The 19,867-nt window shown below is 64.0% G+C and carries 18 protein-coding genes; 8 read left to right on the top strand and 10 right to left on the bottom strand.

Annotated elements, in window-relative coordinates; translation table 11 throughout:
- Positions 1–23: 23 nt before the first annotated feature.
- Genes purE through D3F03_RS13155 form a run of 4 tightly spaced genes read left to right on the top strand, consistent with a single transcriptional unit; the run spans position 24 to position 3,697 of the window.
- Positions 24–515 carry a 5-(carboxyamino)imidazole ribonucleotide mutase gene (purE, locus tag D3F03_RS13170; RefSeq protein WP_119109865.1) on the top strand — a complete coding sequence of 164 codons (492 nt, stop codon included), beginning with the start codon at positions 24–26 and terminating at the stop codon, positions 513–515.
- Positions 512–1,681, top strand: a complete 1,170-nt coding sequence (locus D3F03_RS13165) for a 5-(carboxyamino)imidazole ribonucleotide synthase (protein WP_119109864.1) — start codon at positions 512–514, stop codon at positions 1,679–1,681. Before purE ends, D3F03_RS13165 begins: the two co-directional genes overlap by 4 nt.
- A 10-nt stretch (positions 1,682–1,691) precedes the next feature.
- Positions 1,692–2,693 (top strand): L-threonylcarbamoyladenylate synthase, encoded by a 1,002-nt coding sequence (locus D3F03_RS13160; protein WP_119109863.1) that lies wholly within the window; start codon positions 1,692–1,694, stop codon positions 2,691–2,693.
- Between the two features lie 50 nt (positions 2,694–2,743).
- Positions 2,744–3,697 carry an SGNH/GDSL hydrolase family protein gene (locus tag D3F03_RS13155; RefSeq protein ID WP_119109862.1) on the top strand — a complete coding sequence of 318 codons (954 nt, stop codon included), beginning with the start codon at positions 2,744–2,746 and terminating at the stop codon, positions 3,695–3,697.
- Between the two features lie 69 nt (positions 3,698–3,766).
- Here D3F03_RS13155 and D3F03_RS13150 read toward each other — a convergent pair whose 3' ends face one another.
- The 3 genes from D3F03_RS13150 to dacB all read right to left on the bottom strand — a co-directional run bounded on the left by D3F03_RS13150 (position 3,767) and on the right by dacB (position 7,287).
- Entirely contained in the window at positions 3,767–4,444 is a 678-nt protein-coding gene (locus D3F03_RS13150; RefSeq protein WP_119109861.1) for an OmpW/AlkL family protein, read from the bottom strand.
- A gap of 21 nt (positions 4,445–4,465) precedes the next feature.
- Positions 4,466–5,611, bottom strand: coding sequence for an SGNH/GDSL hydrolase family protein (locus tag D3F03_RS13145; RefSeq protein ID WP_119109860.1), 1,146 nt, complete (start codon positions 5,609–5,611; stop codon positions 4,466–4,468).
- A gap of 227 nt (positions 5,612–5,838) precedes the next feature.
- Positions 5,839–7,287 (bottom strand): D-alanyl-D-alanine carboxypeptidase/D-alanyl-D-alanine endopeptidase, encoded by a 1,449-nt coding sequence (gene dacB, locus D3F03_RS13140; protein ID WP_119109859.1) that lies wholly within the window; start codon positions 7,285–7,287, stop codon positions 5,839–5,841.
- 74 nt (positions 7,288–7,361) lie between these two features.
- On the opposite strand from dacB, the gene tsaB reads away from it, so the two are divergent.
- The 4 genes from tsaB (at position 7,362) to corA (ending at position 10,455) form a co-directional block, all read left to right on the top strand.
- Entirely contained in the window at positions 7,362–8,054 is a 693-nt protein-coding gene (gene tsaB, locus D3F03_RS13135; RefSeq protein WP_119109915.1) for a tRNA (adenosine(37)-N6)-threonylcarbamoyltransferase complex dimerization subunit type 1 TsaB, read from the top strand.
- A gap of 55 nt (positions 8,055–8,109) precedes the next feature.
- Positions 8,110–8,589, top strand: a complete 480-nt coding sequence (gene rimI, locus D3F03_RS13130; RefSeq protein ID WP_119109858.1) for a ribosomal protein S18-alanine N-acetyltransferase — start codon at positions 8,110–8,112, stop codon at positions 8,587–8,589.
- Positions 8,586–9,335 carry a uracil-DNA glycosylase family protein gene (locus tag D3F03_RS13125; protein ID WP_119109857.1) on the top strand — a complete coding sequence of 250 codons (750 nt, stop codon included), beginning with the start codon at positions 8,586–8,588 and terminating at the stop codon, positions 9,333–9,335. Before rimI ends, D3F03_RS13125 begins: the two co-directional genes overlap by 4 nt.
- Before the next feature lie 133 nt (positions 9,336–9,468).
- Positions 9,469–10,455, top strand: coding sequence for a magnesium/cobalt transporter CorA (corA, locus tag D3F03_RS13120; RefSeq protein WP_119109856.1), 987 nt, complete (start codon positions 9,469–9,471; stop codon positions 10,453–10,455).
- Between the two features lie 150 nt (positions 10,456–10,605).
- Here corA and D3F03_RS13115 read toward each other — a convergent pair whose 3' ends face one another.
- The 7 genes from D3F03_RS13115 to D3F03_RS13085 form a co-directional block, all read right to left on the bottom strand.
- Positions 10,606–11,364 (bottom strand): 5'-methylthioadenosine/adenosylhomocysteine nucleosidase, encoded by a 759-nt coding sequence (locus D3F03_RS13115; protein WP_119109855.1) that lies wholly within the window; start codon positions 11,362–11,364, stop codon positions 10,606–10,608.
- A gap of 201 nt (positions 11,365–11,565) precedes the next feature.
- The gene (locus tag D3F03_RS13110; protein ID WP_119109854.1) at positions 11,566–13,245 is read right to left on the bottom strand and encodes a long-chain-fatty-acid--CoA ligase; all 1,680 of its coding nucleotides are present in this window, start codon (positions 13,243–13,245) and stop codon (positions 11,566–11,568) included.
- An 81-nt stretch (positions 13,246–13,326) separates the two neighbouring features.
- Positions 13,327–14,739, bottom strand: coding sequence for a Re/Si-specific NAD(P)(+) transhydrogenase subunit beta (gene pntB / locus D3F03_RS13105; RefSeq protein WP_119109853.1), 1,413 nt, complete (start codon positions 14,737–14,739; stop codon positions 13,327–13,329).
- A 38-nt stretch (positions 14,740–14,777) separates the two neighbouring features.
- Positions 14,778–16,379: a Re/Si-specific NAD(P)(+) transhydrogenase subunit alpha gene (locus D3F03_RS13100; RefSeq protein ID WP_119109852.1), complete on the bottom strand. Its 1,602-nt coding sequence runs from the start codon at positions 16,377–16,379 to the stop codon at positions 14,778–14,780.
- Between the two features lie 240 nt (positions 16,380–16,619).
- Entirely contained in the window at positions 16,620–17,684 is a 1,065-nt protein-coding gene (gene fba / locus D3F03_RS13095) for a class II fructose-bisphosphate aldolase (RefSeq protein ID WP_119109851.1), read from the bottom strand.
- 69 nt (positions 17,685–17,753) lie between these two features.
- Entirely contained in the window at positions 17,754–19,082 is a 1,329-nt protein-coding gene (locus D3F03_RS13090; protein ID WP_119109850.1) for a histidine kinase dimerization/phospho-acceptor domain-containing protein, read from the bottom strand.
- Positions 19,083–19,114: 32 nt separating this feature from the next.
- Positions 19,115–19,813, bottom strand: coding sequence for a winged helix-turn-helix domain-containing protein (locus tag D3F03_RS13085; protein WP_119109914.1), 699 nt, complete (start codon positions 19,811–19,813; stop codon positions 19,115–19,117).
- Positions 19,814–19,867: the final 54 nt, after the last annotated feature.

The following is a 19,867-nucleotide window of genomic DNA, read 5'->3' as shown; positions in this document are numbered from 1 at the left end:
CGGGCGCTGCGCCTCCAGACACTATGACAAGCCTCCAGATCGGCGTCGTCATGGGCTCCAGCAGCGACTGGGACACCATGCAGCATGCAGTCGAGATTCTCAGCCAATTCGGGATCGCCTACGAAGCACAGGTGGTCTCGGCGCACCGCATGCCCGACGACATGTTCGCCTACGCCGAGGCCGCAGCCGAGCGCGGCCTGCAGGCCATCATTGCCGGCGCGGGCGGCGCGGCGCACCTGCCGGGCATGTTGGCAGCGAAAACGCCCGTGCCGGTGCTGGGTGTGCCGGTGCCCAGCCGCCACCTACAGGGCGTCGATTCGCTGCACAGCATCGTGCAGATGCCCAAGGGCATTCCGGTCGCCACCTTTGCCATTGGCGCGGCGGGCGCGGCCAATGCGGCGCTGTTCGCCGTGGCCATGCTGGCCAACCAGAATCCGGCGCTGCGCGAGCAGTTGCGCGTCTTCCGCAAGGCGCAAACCGAGGCCGCGCGCGCCATGCGGCTGCCCCCCGAATGAGCACCAACATGCTCCCCATCCTGCCTGGCGCCACGCTGGGCGTACTCGGCGGCGGCCAGCTCGGCCGCATGTTCGTGCACGCGGCGCAGGCCATGGGCTACTTCACCGTGGTGCTCGACCCCGACCCGGCCAGCCCGGCGGGGCGCGTGAGCCACCACCATATCCAGAGCGCCTACGACGACCCCGATGGTCTGCGCCAGCTTGCCAGCCTGTGCGCCGCCGTCACCACCGAGTTTGAAAACGTTCCCGCCGTGGCGCTGGCGGCGCTGGCCGGCCGGTGCACCGTCTCGCCGGCCGCCCGCGCCGTGGCCGTGGCGCAGAACCGGGCCGAAGAGAAGGCCCATTTCACCACTTGCGGCGTGCCCTGCGCGCCGTATGCGGTGATCGAAACGCCGGAACAAATGGCCAGTGCCGACCAGTCGCTCTTTCCCGGAATCCTGAAAACCTCCCGCATGGGCTACGACGGCAAGGGCCAGGCGCGCGTGCAGACGCCCGCCGAGCTGGCCACCGCCTGGGACGCCATGGGCCGCGCGCCCTGCGTGCTGGAACAGCTCCTGCCCCTGGCGCTGGAGTGCTCGGTGATCGTCGCGCGCGGCGCGGACGGCCACTCTGTGCACCTGCCGCTGCAGCGCAACCTGCATCGGGACGGGATTCTGGCGGTGACCGAAGTTTATGAGGAAAATGTGCCTCTAGCGCTTATGCAGCAAGCGCTAGCAGCTGCAAAATCCATAGCTGACGAGTTGGAATACGTGGGCGTGCTGTGCGTCGAATTTTTTGTGCTGGAGGGCGGCCGCCTCGTGGTCAACGAGATCGCCCCGCGCCCGCACAACAGCGGCCACTACAGCGTGGACGCCTGCGACGTTTCGCAGTTCGAGCTGCAGGTGCGCACGCTCGCTGGCTTGCCGCTGACGCCGCCGCGCCAGCACAGCGCCGCCATCATGCTCAATCTGCTGGGCGATTTGTGGTTTGCCCAGGGCGAGGCACCGCAGGACCCCCCGTGGGCCCAGGTACTCGCCTTACCGGGCACGCATCTGCACCTCTATGGCAAAGAGCAAGCGCGCCACGGCCGCAAGATGGGCCACCTGAACGTGACGGCGGCCAGTGCGGCGCAAGCGCGCAGCACCGCGCTGCAGGCTGCGGCACTGCTTGGTCTACCGGCCTTCTGAGCGTGCCGCAATGATCCTCGACGGCCATCTGCCCGATTCCATTGCCCAGGCCGCGCGTGCCCTGCGCAGCGGCGCCCTGGTGGGCCTGCCCACCGAAACCGTGTACGGCTTGGCCGCCGACGCGGACAGCGACGCTGCCGTGGCGCAGGTGTTTGCCTCCAAGGGGCGGCCCAGCGACCACCCTTTGATCGTGCATGTGGCAAGCGCCGACGCGCTGCAGCACTTCGCCCGCGAGGTGCCGGATTTTGCGCAGGCGCTGGTGCGCGCGTTCTGGCCCGGGCCACTCACGCTGATTTTGCCGCGCCGCGCAGGGGTGGCCGCGGCCGCCGCTGGCGGGCAGGACAGCATCGGTCTGCGCTGCCCCGCGCACCCGGTGGCCCAGGCCTTGCTGGCCGCCTGCGCCGCACCCCCTCCAGGCGAGCGCGCCATCGCCGGCCTGGCCGCGCCCAGCGCCAACCGCTTTGGCCGCGTCAGCCCCACCACCGCGCAGCATGTGCAGGACGAACTGGGCCGCGAGCTGCTGGTACTCGATGGCGGCGCCTGCGCCGTGGGCATTGAATCGACCATCGTCGATTGCACGCGCGGCGCCCCAGTGCTGCTGCGCCCCGGCGCGATTACCCGCGCACAAATCGAGGCCGTCTGCGAGCGCAAGTTGCGCTTGAAAGACGATCTGCCCGATCCGGCGCCGCGCGCCTCCGGCACCCTGGAATCGCATTACGCCCCAGAAGCCAAGCTGCGGCTGATGGACGCCCGCGCGCTGCAGACCGGCCTGGACCTGCTGGGCGCCGAAGCTGCGCATCTGGCGGTGTATGCCCGCACGCCGCTCAAGAGCGCCTCATCGCGCGTGCTGCTGCGCCGCATGCCCGACGATGCCGAGGCGACGGCACAGCAGCTGTTTGCCGTGCTGCGCGGCTTCGACGACGCGGCAGTGCGCCTGATCTGGGTCGAAACGCCGCCCGACACCCCCAAGTGGGAAGGCGTGCGCGACCGCCTGCGGCGCGCAGCAGCCTGAACCGCAAGCCACATCGTTAAACTAGCCCGTCCTATTGGAGAACACACACCATGGCAACACACTGGATGCGCCGCAGCCTGCTCGCAGCCGCTTGCGCGGGGGCAGCCCTGCTTGCAGCCTGCGGCTCAAGCAGCACCGAATCGGCCATCACCCCCGACCGCTTCATCGCGTTTGGCGATGCCTACAGCGACCTGGGGCAGACCGGCTCGCGCTACACCGTCAACGACGGCAGCATCAACAACTGGACGCAGGAACTGGCCAGCCGCTACGGCAAATCCTTGACCAGCGTCTCAGCGGGAGGACTGAGCTACGCCCAGGGCAATGCCCGCATCGCCGCCACGCCCGACGCGGCCGGCAACGCGGCCACCCCGACGGTGACGGCGCAGATTGACAAATTTCTGGCCGCACAGAGCTTTGCCCTGAACGATCTGGTCGTGCTCAACGGTGGCATCAGCGACCTGATTGTCGACATGGCCGCCGTGCAGGCAGGCACACTGTCGGAAGACGCTTTCGTAGCCAACGCCCGCGCCAATGGCAAGCTGCTGGCAGCACAGGTCAAACGCCTGGTGGATGCAGGCGCACCGCATGTGCTGGTGTCTGGGCCCTACGACCTGAGCGTGACGCCCTGGGCGGTGACCATCGACCGCGTCGATCTTCTCAGCCGGGCCAGCAGTGCCTTCAACCAAGGCTTGCTGATTGACATCAACGACCTGGGCGCCCATGTCCTGTACATCGACGCGGCCTACTACGTGAACCTGTTTCACACCACGCCGACGGCCTATTCCTTCTCGAACTCCACCACCCCCGTATGCACCTCGGTGGATCCTGGCGCAGGCATCGGAATCGGCGCCGGGCAGGTGAATTCTGCGCTGTGCACACCCACAACCTTGGTCTCGGGTGCCAATGCCAGCCTCTATGTATTTGCCGACGCGGTCTACCTTACGCCTTCCGCCCAGCGCCAACTCGGCGATTACGCCTACGATCGCTTGCGTGCGCGCTGGTAGTCACAGGGCATGCAGCCAACAAAAAACCGGCCGAGGCCGGTTTTTTGTTGGCTGGCAATAGGCCAGAACTCAGAATCGGTAGCCAATGCCAATCGCGTACACGTTGGGGTTGAGCTTGATATCGATATGCTGGCCCGTGGAGAGCGTGTTGCGTGTTTTCACAAACGTCTTGTAGTACGCCAGGTCCACGAACCACCGGTCGTTGAGCGCAATGCTCACCCCCACCTGCGGCGTCAGGCCAAAATTGGACTCTGCACTGAGCGTCGTCGGATTGGCTGGCGTACCGCCCGTCAAGCCGTTGAGCGCTGCCGTCCCGCGCTCCTTGTAGAACTTGGCGTAGGTCAGGCCCAGACCCACATACGGGCGTATCTTGGCCTGGGGCTCCAGGAAGCGGTACTGCGCGAAGATGGTGATCGGCAAGGCCTTGACCTCGCCGATCTTGCCCACGCCGGCAATCGCGCCAGCACCCACCGTGTCGTGTTTGTAGGGCAATGCCAGCGGCACATCGATGGCCCAATGGTCGGTCATCATGTAGGTGATGCCGCCTGAGAGCTCCGTATCCGAGCGCACGTCCACCTTGGTATTGGCAAAGCTGGGCGCCGTAAGGTTGCCGCTGCTGACGTCCGGGGCAATCTGCGTCACCCCGCCGCGTGCAAGCCAACTGCCTGCGCTTTGTGCCTGTGCCAGAGGTGCGCCTGCCAGCAGCAGTGCACCGGCCACCCAACGCCATTGGTTTGTGTTTTTCATGGTGTTTCCTCGGTTGGACAATTACAGCCAGCCTGCCTGGGCAATGGAGCGCGAGACCAGTTGGCTCAGCAACTGGTGTCCGTAGGGCGTGGGGTGAAAACTGTCGGAAAACGCGTAGGTCTTCCACCAGTCCGCGCCACCCGTCGCACCGGCAGGTGGCGGCATGGCGGACAACGCTTCAACCGTGCAAGAAGGGAAGGTGTAGGTGGGCAGGCCATCGGTGCCAACGCCGGTGATGGGGCAAGCCGTATCTTTTGCGTTGGTCAGCCCAAACTGCTCGGGATGCGCCACCTGATCATTGAGCGAGGTGTAGAAATCGACAACCACGACTTTGTCGTTGCCAGCAAAATTGGCGGCGAGCTTGGCGTTGAAGGCCTCCACCCACGCCTTGACCAGCCCCTGAACCTGGGCGCTGGCGGCCGGCCCAGCCGCGGCAGCGATCCCGCCCAGCAATTGCTGAAGACGGGGCGTTTGGTCGATACCCGGCACATTCAATATGGCGATGTGCTGCGCGCCCTTGCCCAGAACGTTGGCAGCAATGGCGGCCGTGAATTTGTCGGCCAGTGCCTGCATGTAGGCACCGCCCACCTGGGCCATCCCGGTCGTGCCGCCAGCGAAGGCCGCATCGACCATGGAAGCTGGCAGCAGCGTGGTCAAGAGGGCCTTATAGGTAGCGCCACCGTCCTTGGAGGCGGATAGATAGGCGCCCACCAGATCGGCTGCATCGTTCCCACCGCCGTCTATCAGCGCAAGATCCCCGGCGGCAAAGCCTGCGGCGCCCGCATCGGCCAGTTGCGTGGTGATGGACACCGGTGAAGTCGGCGCGGTGAAGTTGTTGATGCGCCCGCCACCGATGGCGTAATTGGTGCATCCGGCAGCAGCGTTGAAGGCCGTCCCAGTGAATTGGTACTTGGGGCACAGCGAGACGCCGTATTCACTGGCGACGCGCTCAGGCCAGATGGCGGTGGAGCCCGCTCCGGTAGGAGCCGCTCCCTGAACCGTGAACTTGAATCCGAAAGTGCCGCTGTCGGCCAAGCTGTCCCCCATGACCTTGACCCCGGTGATCGGTGCCACCGGCGTGGTATCCGACCCCCCGCCGCCGCAGGCCGACAGCACTGCTGCAGCCACCGCCAATAGAGCCCACCTTGTCTTGCGCTGGAAATCCATACACCGCACTCCTGAAATTAAAAAAAAGAACGACCGTTCTATTTAATTCCAAATGTTACCGCTAGCTGTGAGCAGGCTCCAGCGGGTAAACGCCAATAGCCGACAGGCAAAAGCCCCCCAGCCGTCGATGCGGACGTTCAGAACACAAGGCCTGCAACGCCTTGGCTGCAGCGAAAGAGAGTTTTCAATACGCTTTCCGCCTTGCGGCTCTGCGAGCCGGCGAGACATCAAGGATGCCCCGGCGCGCTTGTCCAATCGATCAAGGCCTCCAGCGCCGGCCGCGCCGCTGCTGCGCGATCGTGGTTCACCAGCGCCACCAGCACCCAGCGACGCCCGTCGCTGCCCAGCACATAGCCAGCCATGGCCTGTACGCCCTCCAGACTCCCGGTCTTGAGATGGGCGCTGCCCACGGCTCTGCTGTGGCTGCGGCGCAGCGTACCGTCCATGCCCACGATGGGCATGGAGGCCATGAGTTCCGGCATCACGGGCGATGTCCAGGCGACCTGCAGCATGTGTGCCAGCGCCGCGGGGCTGATGCGCGCCTCACGACTCAGTCCAGCGCCATTGTCGAAAACCGGCATCGCGGCTCCCCCCATGCGCTTTTGCCACCAGGCCTGCAGCACGCTGCGCGCAGCCTCGGGGCTACCAACCCCGCTTTGTTCCAGCCCCAGGGTCAGGAAAATCTGCTGCGCCATGACGTTGTTGCTGAACTTGTTGACGCTTTGCACCGCGTCGAAGAGTGGCTGCGAGGCGTAGACGAAAAGCGGAGCGAGCCCCACCGGCACGCTGCCCAGGGTGGCCTTGCCACCGAGCTTTCCGCCGAGCGCCAGCCACATCCCGGCCACCGCCCGCGGCGCAAACAGCTCTGGCTGAGCCGGCGCAATGGCCCAACTGCGCTCCCCGCAGGACACCGGGTAGCTGCCCTTGAACGACCAGCGCCCGGCGTCCTCGGTCTGCATTTGCGTGCGCGCGCGCCAATCCCCACAAGGCGTTCCAGCCGGCGCCAGCGGCACCGTGGCTTGCACGGCAAGACCGGCCAGCGGGGGAGAGACTTGAATGCGAGCCACACCAGCCGCCACATCCGGAGCCCAGTCGAGCACCACCGACTTGAAATTCACCAGAAAAGCCTCGGGCGCTGCGTTGTAAGCCCGCAGGGGCTGCCCATCGAAGGCCGCTGGATCGCGCATCTGGTGCGCAAAGGCCGATCCATCCACCACGATATTGCCCGCAATCGTGGTGATGCCACGCGCCTGCACCTGGCGCAACAGCAGCCACAGGCGCTCCATGACCAATGTCGGGTCGCCACTGCCGCGCAGGTACAGATTGCCTTGCAAAGTACCCGCCCGAATGGGCCCGTCCACAAATACGGGCGTGCGCCAGGTGTAGGCGGGGCCGAGCAGGTCAAGCGCGGCAAAGGTGGTGGTGAGCTTCATCACCGACGCCGGGTTCAGAGGCACGTCCATGCGCCATGCCAGGCGCGCAGGGCCATTTCCATCCGCCGGCGCCACCACTGCGGCCACCGCCTCGCGCGGGATGCCGGCACGATCGAGCGCCACGGCGACTTCCGTCGGCAGGGTCTGTTGGGGCTGTGCCGCAGCCGGCCCAGACCACAGCGTGAGCACGCTGGCGAACACGGCGCAGGCATGGCGCCAAGAGGAAAGTCGCGGTGGGCACATAGGGCGCCAAGTTTATGCGCGCAACCAGCATCGTCCGGCACACGGATAATCCGCCCATGGCTTTGTCTTTGCCCCTGAACCTGCTCGCCCTGGACACAAGTACCGCGCATTTGTCCGTCGCGGTGCAGCACGCGTCGCGCGTATGGACGTACAGCGGCGCAGGCGGCGCGCAGGCCTCCACCCACCTGATTCCCACGGTTCGCAGCCTGCTGGCGCAGGCAGATCTTTCGCTTGACGCGCTGGATGCGCTGGTATTCGGGCGCGGGCCGGGCTCGTTCACCGGCGTGCGCACGGCGTGCTCCGTGGTACAGGGGCTTGCCTTCGGCGCACGCGGCGGTCTGGGGGTCGCCGTCTTGCCAGTCGATACCTTGCTCGCCGTGGCCGAAGATGCACGCGAGCGCTGCGGCTGCACGCAGGTCGTGGCGGTGCTCGATGCGCGCATGGACGAGGTCTACAGCGCACGCTACGAGTTTGGTGAGCACGGATGGCATGGCAGCGGCGACTTTGCCGTGTGCGCCCCGGAGGCGGTGCAGGTCCCCGAAGGCTGGACCGTGGCCGGCAATGCGCTGAACGTCTATGGCCAGCGCCTCGCGCCCCATGCACGGCACGTGGATGCCTTGCCGCAGGCACAGGCCTTGCTGCGCCTGGCCCCGCGGTTGCTGGCACGCGGCCTGGGACAGCCTGCCAGCGCAGCGCTGCCCTTGTACGTACGCGACAAGGTGGCGCAAACCACCGCCGAGCGCGCCGCACAGAGGGAAAAAATATGAGCGCGCGCCGGGCCACCCTAAGAACATCCGCAACGCGCAGTGCGGAGATCACCCCATGAGCAGCATCCTGGCGCACCCCCCTGGCCGACCCGAGGTGCGGCTGGAGACGCTCACGCTGGGCCGCCTGGAACAGGTGCTGGAAATCGAGGCGCAAGCCTACGAATTTCCCTGGACACGTGGCAATTTCACCGATTCGCTCGCCAGCGGCTATGCCGTGCAGCTCCTGTGCGCGGGCGAGCATTTGCTCGGTTACTACGTCGCCATGCGCGGTGTGGAGGAAACGCATTTGCTCAACCTCACGGTGGCGCCCGCCTTTCAGCGCCAGGGTTGGGCACGCCTGCTGCTCGACGCGCTGGTGCTGTGGTCGCGCGCCCAGGGCGCCCACTGGCTCTGGTTGGAAGTGCGCGCCAGCAACGCGCCAGCACGCGCTTTGTACCAAAGCCATGGTTTTCGCCGGGTTGGCGAACGGCCACGCTACTACCCGGCAGCAAGCGGCGGGCGTGAAGATGCCATTGTGATGAGCTTGGAACTGTGAAGACACTGGACGCCCGCCAACGCGCCATGCTGCTCGACATGGGCGTGCGCGTCTGGCCCACACCCCACGCGCAGGCAGGTGCCATGGCACGCCCGAACCCGGCAGCGGCCACCCACCCGACGGTCGAGGCCACACCTGCACCGCACGAGGAGCCGCCGGCCCGGGCGTTGCGCGCGGCGCCCGGGCCGCATCCGCTCCGCAGCCAGGACCGCGGCGCCACAGCCACCACCCACTGGCAGGTGCAGGCACCGCGCCTGCTCTACCCAGAGGCCGACCCGTCGCTCGCCCCACCCGCGCTCGGCGCGGGTTGGTTGGTCGTCGCAGAAGCGTTTGCGGCGGGCGACGGCGCGGCGCAAGCCGCCGAGCGCTTGCTGGGCAACATGCTGCACGCCCTGCAGTTGCACCACCACCCCCGTGTGGCGCTGTGCAGCGTGCACCAGGCGGACCCCAGCGCCGCAAACGGCAGTGAGAGCGACGCAGCCACGGTCATTGCGCACCATGTCGAGGCCTTTGCACCTTCCGTTGTCCTGGTAATGGGGCGCGGCGCGGTGCGTGCCGCCTTGGCGCGCAGCGAGCCTCTGGGCAAGTTGCGCGGCGCAGCGCTGGCGATTGCGGGAGTGCCCGTTGTGGTCACCTTTGGCCCCCATTTTCTGCTGCGCAGTCCCGAATCGAAAAGCGCCGCCTGGGCCGATTTGTGCCGCGCCAGGGCTCTGGCGGGGCCTGGCGTTGCCACGCCAATGCCATAATCGCGCGTCTTAATTCTTACCAAGACCCATGGAAGCCTATCCCAGTCGATAGCTTTCAGCTCCCAGGCCAGCACCGGGGCTGAAAGCGCCCCATCCGCCCCAGCCACCGGCCTCGTATCCAGGGAGTGAGCCCATGCTCAACATCTTCACGCTCGCCAACGGGCGGCTCGTTCAGGAAGAAATCGAGTCGCTCGAAGAGCTCTCCAGGTTCCAGCCCATCTGGGTGGACCTGGACGCCCCCACGCCAGACGAAAAGCGCTGGGTCACGCAGTACTACGGCCTGTCGATTCCACACGACGCGATGGACACCGACATCGAAGAGTCGGCGCGTTTTTACGAAGAAGACAACGGTGAACTGCACATCCGCAGTGACTTCCTCATTGACGACGACGAAGACTCGCGCTCGGTGCGCGTCGCCTTCATCCTCAACCTCACCAACCCTGACCTGCGCAGCAAGGGCGTGCTGTTCTCGATTCACGACGAAGACATCCCCGTGTTTCGCCTGCTGCGCCTGCGTGCCCGGCGCGCGCCGGGGCTCATCGAAGACGCACGCGACGTGCTGCTCAAGCTCTTTGACGCCGACGCCGAATACTCGGCCGACACGCTCGAAGGCATTTACGACGACTTGAAGGAGGTCAGCACCCAGGTGCTGTCCGGCGACGTGACCGACGAGCGCGCTGGCGAAGTGCTGGGCGCCATCGCCCGCCAGGAAGACCTGAACGGCCGCATCCGCCGCAACGTGATGGATACGCGCCGCGCGGTCAGCTTCATGATGCGCAGCAAGATGCTCAACGCCGAGCAGTTCGAGGAAGCGCGGCAAATTTTGCGTGACATCGAATCGCTCGACAGCCACACCGCCTTTCTGTTCGACAAAATCAACTTCTTGATGGACGCCACCGTCGGTTTCATCAACATCAACCAGAACAAGATCATCAAGATCTTCTCGGTGGCCAGCGTGGCGCTGCTGCCACCCACCTTGATCGCCAGTATCTACGGCATGAACTTCAAGTTCATGCCGGAGCTGGACTGGACACTGGGCTACCCCTATGTGCTGGTGCTGATGCTGGCCAGCGCCCTGGTGCCCATGTGGTACTTCAGAAGGCGCGGCTGGCTGAAATAGGCTCCCCCTGCGGCGCTGCGCGCCTTCCCCTGAGGGGGCCGCCACCGGTGGCCCGGCAAAGCCGGTTCCCCGGTGGCGCTGAAGGGGCTACGCCCATTTGGAAAATCTGGTTAAAACAGGCTTTGGCGCTTATGGGGCAAGCGCGTTCAGCTATTGTTTTTGAAGCTCTTCTAAAAACTGCTGCACGATGCGCTCGGCGTAGCGGCTGGCCACTTTTTCCATGAACGCCGGAAAATCGACATGCGCGCTGGCGTCGGCGCGGTCCGATACCGTGCGCACCGCTGCGAACGGCAGTTGGTAGTCCAGGCACACCTGGGCGACGGCAGCGCCTTCCATTTCCACAGCCAACACGTCGTGGCCGGCCGCCACCAGCGGATCGCGCAGTGCGCGCGCCACCTCGGAGCAGGTGACGAAGCGGTCGCCACTGGCCACCAGCCCCAGGTGCAGGCGTGGGGCCGTGTCCATGAATTCATGGTCGAAATAGCTGCCAGCGCTTACCAGGCATACGTTGACAGCTTCGGAAAGAATAGCGGTCAGCGTGGGGTCACACGGAAGGCAAACCCCCTCGTACCCCGGCACGCGCCAGCGCTCGAACAGAGGCGAGACGTCCATGTCGTGCTGCACGTAGTCCTGCGCCACCACAATGTCCCCGACGGCGACGCCCTCACCCACCCCACCCGCCACCCCGGTGAACACAATGCGCGCCACGCGAAAGCGCTCGATCAGCACGGTGGCGGTCGTCGCCGCCGCCACCTTGCCAATCCCCGAAAGCGCCAGCACGACGCTGTGCCCATGCAGGCTGCCGCGCCAGAACACGCGCCCGGCGTGCACCAGGCGCTGGCCCTGCTCCAGTCGCGCCAGCAGGCCGGATTGTTCTTCGGGTAATGCGCTGAGGATGGCGGTGGTCATGCTGGGAAAGAATCGGACAAAAGAAAACCCTGGGGCTCTTGCGAAGCGCCAGGGTGCAGAGCCTACGCGCTTTGCGCACGCGTCTGTTTACCTCAGATCGGCGCCATAGAACCTTCGGAAGGTGCAGGCTGCCGTGCGCCAGCGCGGCATCATGGGGTCCCGCCCCAGGGCAGCAGGGGCCGGAATGGCTCGGGGCGCGGATTACTTCTTGTCGCGCAGTTCGCGCCGCAAAATCTTGCCTACCGGTGTTTTGGGCAATTCCTCACGAAACTCGATCACGCGCGGCTGCTTGTAGCCCGTGAGATTGGTGCGGCAGAACGCGCGCACCTGTGCCTCCGTCAGTTCTGGAGACTTCCTGACGATCACGAGCTTGACGGCTTCCCCGGTTTTTTCATCGGGTACCCCGACGACCGCGCACTCCAGCACGCCTGGGCACTCGGCCACCACCTCTTCCACCTCATTGGGGTAGACGTTGAAGCCGCTCACCAACACCATATCTTTCTTGCGGTCCACAATTTTGAAGTAGCCGCGCTCGTCCATGATGCCGATGTCGCCAGACTTGAAGTAACCGTCGTCGGTCATGACCTTGGCCGTCTCGTCCGGGCGTTGCCAGTAGCCCGCCATCACCTGCGGCCCCTTGATGGCAATCTCGCCCGACTGCCCCAGAGCGCTGACAGCTTGCCCTTCGTCGTCCAGCAGCTTCATGTAGGTGCTCGGCAGCGGCACGCCGATCGTGCCCGTGAATTCCTTGTTCGTGACCGGATTGCAGCTGACAGAGGGGCTGGTTTCAGAGAGACCGTAGCCTTCGCAAATCGGACAGCCCGTTTTATCAAGCCAGAGCTTGGCCACCGCGCCCTGCACGGCCATGCCGCCACCCACGGACACCTTGAGGTGACTCCAGTCGACAGTACTGAAATCCGGGTGGTTCGCCAGGCCGTTGAACAGCGTGTTGACCGCAGGAAAGCTGTGAAAACGCTGCTTGGACAGTTCCTTGAGCACCGCCGACAAATCGCGCGGATTGGGAATCAGAATGGTTTTCCCACCGGTGCGCATGCTGAGCATCATGTTCACCGTGAAGGCGAAGATGTGGTACAGCGGCAGCGCGCAAATGCTGGTGGGCTGCTCGCCCTCAGGCACCAGTTTCATGACCGGGGAGTTCCAGGCTTCGGACTGCAACACGTTGGCAATCACGTTGCGGTGCAGCAGCACGGCGCCCTTGCTCACACCCGTGGTTCCGCCGGTGTACTGCAGCAGTGCAATGTCGTCTGGCCTGATCTCAGGCTGCTTGAGTACGCCACGCGTGCCGCGCGCCACGGCCTCGTTGAACCGCACCGCGCCCGGCAGGTTCCAGGGAGGCACCATCTTCTTGACGTTGCGCACCACGTAGTTGACCAACGCCCCCTTGAGCAGCCCAAGTTGATCGCCCATGCTGCAAACAACGATGTGCTTGATCGGTGTATCGGCCAGGCAAGCCTGCAAGGTGGTGGCGAAATTTTCCAGAATCACCATCGCCTTGGCACCCGAGTCGCGCAACTGGTGCTCAAGCTCGCGCGGCGTGTACATGGGGTTCACGTTCACCACCACGTAGCCAGCGCGCAGCACCGCTGCCACCGCCACCGGGTACTGCGGCACATTGGGCATCATCAAGGCGACCCGGTCGCCCTTGACCAAGCCAAGACTCTGCAGATAAGCGGCAAAGGCGCTGCTCAGCGAATCGGCCTGGGCATAGGTGATGTCCTTGCCCATGAAGCTGTACGCGGTCTTGAGCGCATGCGTGCGGAAGGCCTCTTCCATCAGCGCAACAAGGGACGGATACTGCCCGGGATCGATGTCGGCGGGCACGCCCGTCGGGTAACTTTTCAGCCAAATGCGCTCGGTCATCTCCAAAATCTCCTGGTCTACTTTCGCGTAGTTTTGACCGTGCCAAAATTATTTGGCACGGTCATACTTTTTTCTGCCTCGTCAGCTCTTGAGCGCCACCAGCACCTCGTCGAGCATCTTCTTGGCGTCACCAAACAGCATGCGGTTGTTGTCCTTGTAGAAGAGTGGGTTGTCCACTCCCGCATAGCCCGAGGCCATGGAGCGCTTCATCACGATCGAGGTCTTGGCCTTCCATACTTGAAGCACTGGCATTCCGGCAATCGGGCTGGACGGGTCATCCAGCGCGCTCGGGTTCACGATGTCGTTGGCACCGATCACCATGGCCACATCGGTGTCGGGGAAGTCCTCGTTGATCTCATCCATTTCCATCACGATGTCGTAGGGCACCTTCGCCTCGGCCAGCAGCACGTTCATGTGGCCGGGCATGCGACCGGCGACCGGGTGGATGCCGAAGCGCACATTGACACCTCGCTCGCGCAGGGTTTGCGTAATTTCGTACACCGTGTGCTGCGCTTGGGCCACCGCCATGCCATAGCCGGGCACGATGATGACGCTCTTGGCATCGCGCAACAGCTCGGCGGTCTCGGCGGAACTGACGGGCACCACTTCACCCTGGGGCTCGGCAACCTCGCCCTTCTTGGCAGGCTTGCCGCCGCCTGAGCCGAAGCCGCCCGCGATCACGCTGATGAAGTTGCGGTTCATCGCATTGCACATGATGTAGGACAGGATGGCGCCCGAGGACCCCACCAGCGCACCGGTCACGATCAGCAGGTCATTGCCCAGCATGAAGCCCGTGGCCGCAGCGGCCCAGCCCGAGTAGCTGTTGAGCATGGACACCACCACCGGCATATCGGCACCGCCAATGGCCATGACCATGTGGACGCCAAGCAGCAAGGCAATGGCGGCCATCACGATCAGCGGCAGCATGCCGGCCTGCACGTCGTGCGCAACCAAGAATTGCTTGCCAAACCAGATCACCAACAGCAGCGCAACCAGGTTGAGCCAATGGCGCGCGGGCAATAGAAGTGGCTTGCCACCGATCTTGCCGTTGAGCTTGCCGAAGGCAATCAGCGAACCCGAGAAGGTGATCGCGCCAATCAGGATGCCGATGTAGATCTCCACCTCGTGGATGGTTTTTTCCGTACCTTGCAACTGAAGCGAGGTATCCACGTAGCTGGCAAAGCCCACAATGCAGGCCGCCAGACCCACCAGGCTGTGCATGAGTGCGATCAGCTCGGGCATTTGCGTCATCTTCACAACCTTGGCCGCATACAGGCCAATGCTGCCGCCGACGACCAGCGCCCCGACGATCCAGGCGATGCCCGCGCTACCCACGCGCGGGCCGAACACCGTGGCCAACACGGCCAATGCCATGCCGACCATGCCTAACAGATTCCCGCGCCGCGAGCTTTCCGGATGGGATAACCCCCCCAGGCTCAGGATGAAGAGAATGGCGGCGCCGATATACGCCACCGTGACGAGACTTTGGGACATGTGCGTCTTTCCTAGCTTGTTCTAGTGGTGTCGTGTTCTTATTTGCGGAACATGGCAAGCATGCGGCGCGTCACGGCAAAGCCGCCGAACATATTGACGGACGTGAGCACGAGGGCGGCAAAAGCCAGCCAGAGGATCAACCCACCCGGGCGCCCATTGACGGCCGCTTCCGGCGGTGCGATCTGCACCAGCGCACCGATGGCGATGATGCTGGAAATGGCGTTGGTCACGCTCATCAGCGGCGTATGCAGCGCAGGCGTCACGTTCCACACCACCATGTAGCCAATAAAGCAGGCGAGCACGAACACCGTCAGGTGCCCCAGGAAAGCGGCAGGCGCATAGGCTCCGATGAACCAGAACGCCAGCGCGGCCACGGCAAAGATGATGGCCAGATTCTTGGCAGGCACGGGGCCGCCATGACCGTGGCCGCCCTTCTTCTCGGCCACGGGCACAGCCGCTGGCTTGGGCGCGGGAGCCGGCGCCGCCTTGAGTGGCGGTGCCGGCCAGGTGATGGCGCCGTCCTTGGTGACGGTAAGGCCACGGATCGCATCGTCTTCCATGTTGACCACGGCCACGCCATCCTTGGCCTTGCACAATTCTTCGACCAGGCGCAACAGGTTGTTGGCATACAGCGTGGACGATTGCTTGGCCAGGCGCGAGGGCAGGTCGGTGTAGCCAATGATGGTCACGCCGTGGCGCTCCACGGCTTCACCCGGGACGGTCAGCTCGCAGTTGCCGCCCTGCTCGGCAGCCATGTCCACGATCACGCTGCCGGGCTTCATTGACTGCACCATCTCGGCGGTGATGAGCTTGGGCGCCGGCTTGCCGGGGATCAGCGCCGTGGTGATGATGATGTCAGCGTCCTTCGCCTGTGTGGCATACATCTGGCGCTGCGCGGCCTGAAAACCCTCGCTCATCACCTTGGCGTAACCACCCCCGCCGGCACCATCTTCCTCATAGTCGACTTTGATGAACTCGCCACCCAGCGACTTGACCTGGTCGGCCACCTCGGCGCGTGTATCGTTGGCGCGCACGATGGCGCCCAGGCTGGCTGCCGTGCCAATGGCTGCCAGGCCCGCGACGCCCGCACCGGCAATGAACACTTTGGCCGGAGGCACCTTGCCCGCTGCCGTGATCTGGCCGTTGAAATAGCGGCCGAAGGCGTTGGCCGCTTCAATGACGGCGCGGTAACCGCTCACACCGGCGGTAGAGGTCAGCGCGTCCATCTTCTGTGCGCGGCTCAAGGTCCGCGGCAGGCAGTCAATGGCCAGTACCGTGGCTTTCCTGGCCGTGAGCTGCTGCACCAATTCCGGGTTCTGCGCAGGCCAGATAAACCCGATGAGCGTGCCGCCTTCGCGCATCAGCGCGACTTCGTCACTGCTTGGCGGACGGACCTTGAGCACAATATCCGAAGCAGCCCACAGCGCGGCGGCACTTGGCAACACCTCTGCGCCTGCGGCGCGGTAAGTGTCATCGCTGCAATGGGCTGCATCGCCAGCGCCAGACTCAACAGCGACCTTGAAACCGAGTTTGACGAGTTTTTCCACCGCGTCCGGCACGGTGGCCACACGCTTTTCGCCGTGGAAGGTTTCCCTGGGCACGCCGATGCACTGCACCGCTGGTGTTGGGCTTGTTTGCATGAATCGCCTCCTCCGAGTTTCAAAATCGTTGCACCGGCACCCCGGAGGCTTGCATGCGCGATAGCGCCTAGCCAGGAGGCTCCGCTCAGTACCCCAGCCCGCACGGGTTAACTGACCGCGAGCTTACATTAAGAATATTCGGCTTCTATCGCCCATCGGATACGTTTCTGTCGAGAAGTGCCTCAATACAAAACTGGCAGCACGAGGCTGCCGGTTTGCACGGGATGGGATGCTGGACTTTCAGTTCACGACTTGGGCCAAGTCGCCTGCGGCGTACCGCTGCGCCATCACGCTCAGCGACACGCCCTTGATCTTGCCGCCCTGGCCTTCGCAACCAAACTCGATATAGCGCTGTTTGCAGATGGCCTTGGCCGCCTCGCGCGCAGGCTTGAGCCATTCACGGGCGTCGAATTTTTCCGGGTTCTCTGCCAGAAACTTGCGTACCGCGCCCGTCATGGCCAGGCGAATGTCTGTGTCGATGTTGATCTTGCGCACCCCGAACTGGATGGCCTTCTGGATCTCCTCAACCGGCACGCCATAGGTCTCCTTCATCTTGCCACCGTACTGGTTGATGATGGCAAGCAAGTCTTGCGGGACGCTGGAACTCCCGTGCATCACCAAGTGGGTGTTGGGAATGCGGGCATTGATCGCCTGGACACGGCTGATGGCCAGAATGTCGCCCGTGGGCTTGCGCGTGAACTTGTAGGCGCCGTGGCTGGTGCCAATGGCAATGGCCAGCGCGTCGAGCTGGGTCGCTTTGACAAATTGGGCCGCTTCCTCAGGGTCGGTGAGCATCTGGCTGTGGTCGAGTTTGCCTACCGCTCCCACGCCGTCTTCCTCACCCGCCTCTCCAGTTTCCAGCGAACCCAGACAACCCAGCTCTCCTTCAACCGTGGCACCTACCTTATGGGCCATGGCGACGACCTTGCGTGTCACGTCCACGTTGTAGTCGAAGGACGACGGCGTCTTGCCATCCTCCATCAGCGAGCCGTCCATCATCACCGAGCCAAATCCCAGAGTGAGCGCACCCTGGCAAATGGCGGGCGATGTGCCATGGTCTTGGTGCATGACCAGCGGAATGTGGGGGTAGGCTTCGCACGCAGCCTGGATCAGGTGCTTGACAAAGGCTTCCCCGGCATATTTGCGCGCACCGGCACTGGCCTGAAGAATCACCGGCGCACCCGTTTCATCAGCGGCTGCCATGACAGCCTGCACCTGTTCAAGATTGTTGACGTTGAAAGCGGGAATGCCGTAGCCACATTCGGCGGCGTGGTCCAGGAGCTGTCGCATCGAGACGAGAGGCATGATCTTGTGTATCCGGTGAAAGTAGTAGGACGCGGCACACGACATGTAACCGCTTGGTAACTCTGCATTTTAGCCAAGCCCTTGGCAAGCGTTGGCAGGGAAATCGATCCGGTAGCAGGTGGTGTAGGGGGTAGGCGCAGGAGCAGCCGAAAAAACCGCCCCATGTGCAGCAGCCACTCGCCCGACAATTTCGTGCCCCAGGTGAAGGCTGTCGGCAGGTGGAGGGTCGGCATCCGCATTGGCGCGCCGCCCATCGTCGCACACCTGCAGCCATGCTGCCCCTCCTTCGCCAACGGCTCCGCACTGGATGCTGATGCGCGTTCCTTTTGGCGTATGGCGCAATGCATTTTCGACCAAATTGCGTAGGGCGATGTCCAGCAGCATCGGCTGACCGACTACGCGTACGGACATCGGAGCTTGCACTTCGATGGAGTCACGTCGTTTCCAGGCAGATTGGGCGTATTGCGCAGCGACGAGGCGCACGAGCTGGGTGATGTCTACAAGCTCCGGCGCGCCTCCCGCACCACCTCGGCTTGACCGTGCCAAGGCCAGGAGCTGCGTCAACACGTGACCGGCACGCAGGGTGTCCAATCGAATACGCGCCAATACGTCGCCCTGTGCTTGAAACCTGGGGTCTGCCTCCAGCGCTTGTACTTGCAGAACGATAGACGTGAGTGGCGTACGCAGCTCATGCGCTATCTCGCTTGCAAGCCGCCGTTCGCGCAGCAAGGCTTGCTGCTGGCGCTCAAGCAATGTGTTGATCGAGGCCACTACGGAATCAAATTCCCGCACCGGATGGCGCGCCACCAGGCTGTTCGCACTCTGTACGTCCAGCGCCGCCACCTCGTCGGAGAGTTCAACGAGGGGCAGCAGCCCCCGCGAAATGGCAAGGCCCAACGCAAGGGCCACGACGGGCAGCAACCACAGTCCAGGCTCCATCATCTGGCCCGCGATATCCTGGGCAAGCGCATCGCGCTTCTCCAACAAGAGCATGACCGCGATTTTTTGCGTGTGTTCTTGGTTCCACTGCGAGAAGGTTCGCCAAGCTTGCTGCTCATCGCCCGCCAGCAGTGTTGCGTAGCCTTCACCGGGATCAAAGACGATCACTGGCGCAGCGCCGCTGCGCCAGCGCAGTTTGCCCTGCGCATCCCACACAAGCACACTGAACGATTGCTGATAATCGTGGTTTTTGAGTCGCTCCTGGCGCAGCCGCAGGACTTCTGGTACCTGCCTCAATGACGGCAAGTCCTGAATGCCTAGCAAAAGTACCGCGACGCTGGCCAGATGCCCATCGGTCAGCTCATCGGCCTCTTCTATTCCCGTTCGGTACGCAAGGAATACGAAGCATCCCCATACGACTACCAGCGCGCCCAAGGACCACAGCAGCAGTTGGCGCATCAACGAGGCCTCTCGCCAGGCGAGAGGGAACTTCAATCTGCACTCCTGGGGACAAAGTAGCCCACACCGCGCATGGTCTGGATCAGCCCATTGCCCAACTTGCGGCGCAAATGGTGAATATGGACTTCAATGGCATTGCTCTCGATGGCGGTGTTCCAACTGTAGAGGCGCTCCTCCAGTTGCGCGCGCGACAGCACGTGACCACGCGCTTCCAGCAATACGAGCAGGATGGCAAATTCGCGCGGCGACACATCGACTTGCTGACCGGCACGAAGAACGGTACGGGTTGCCGGGTCCAAGGAAATGTCCCCATGCTCCACCAGCGGCTGCGCACGGCCCACCGAACGGCGCAGCAGCGCACGCAAGCGTGCACCAAGTTCATTCACATCAAAGGGTTTGACGAGGTAATCGTCCGCCCCTTTGTCGAGCCCGGCAATGCGCTGCTCCACCCCGTCGCGTGCCGTCATGATCAGCACTGGCGTGGCAGGGTCCGGCAGCTGCCCGATGCGGTCATCCAGAACGGGACTCGCGCGCAAACGCTGGAGCAGCTCTTCACCATCTCCATCCACCAAACCGAGATCAAGCACGACGGCAGCAAAACGCTCGCTGCACAGGGCGCCCCAGGCACCAGCCACGCTGGAGCACAGGTCCACGGCATATCCACGCTTGCTGAGGTTCACAACAAGTCCATTGGCGATGCCCGCATCGTCTTCGACTACCAATATCCGCATGATGGCATTTTTGCAGGAGTTGGCCCGCATGAACTGTCTCTTTGGTAGATTGCA

It is taken from the genome of Simplicispira hankyongi (genome assembly GCF_003570885.1).
In the GTDB taxonomy this organism is placed as follows: Bacteria; Pseudomonadota; Gammaproteobacteria; order Burkholderiales; family Burkholderiaceae_C; genus Simplicispira; species Simplicispira hankyongi.
This window is presented reverse-complemented; position numbering and strand designations above follow the sequence as displayed.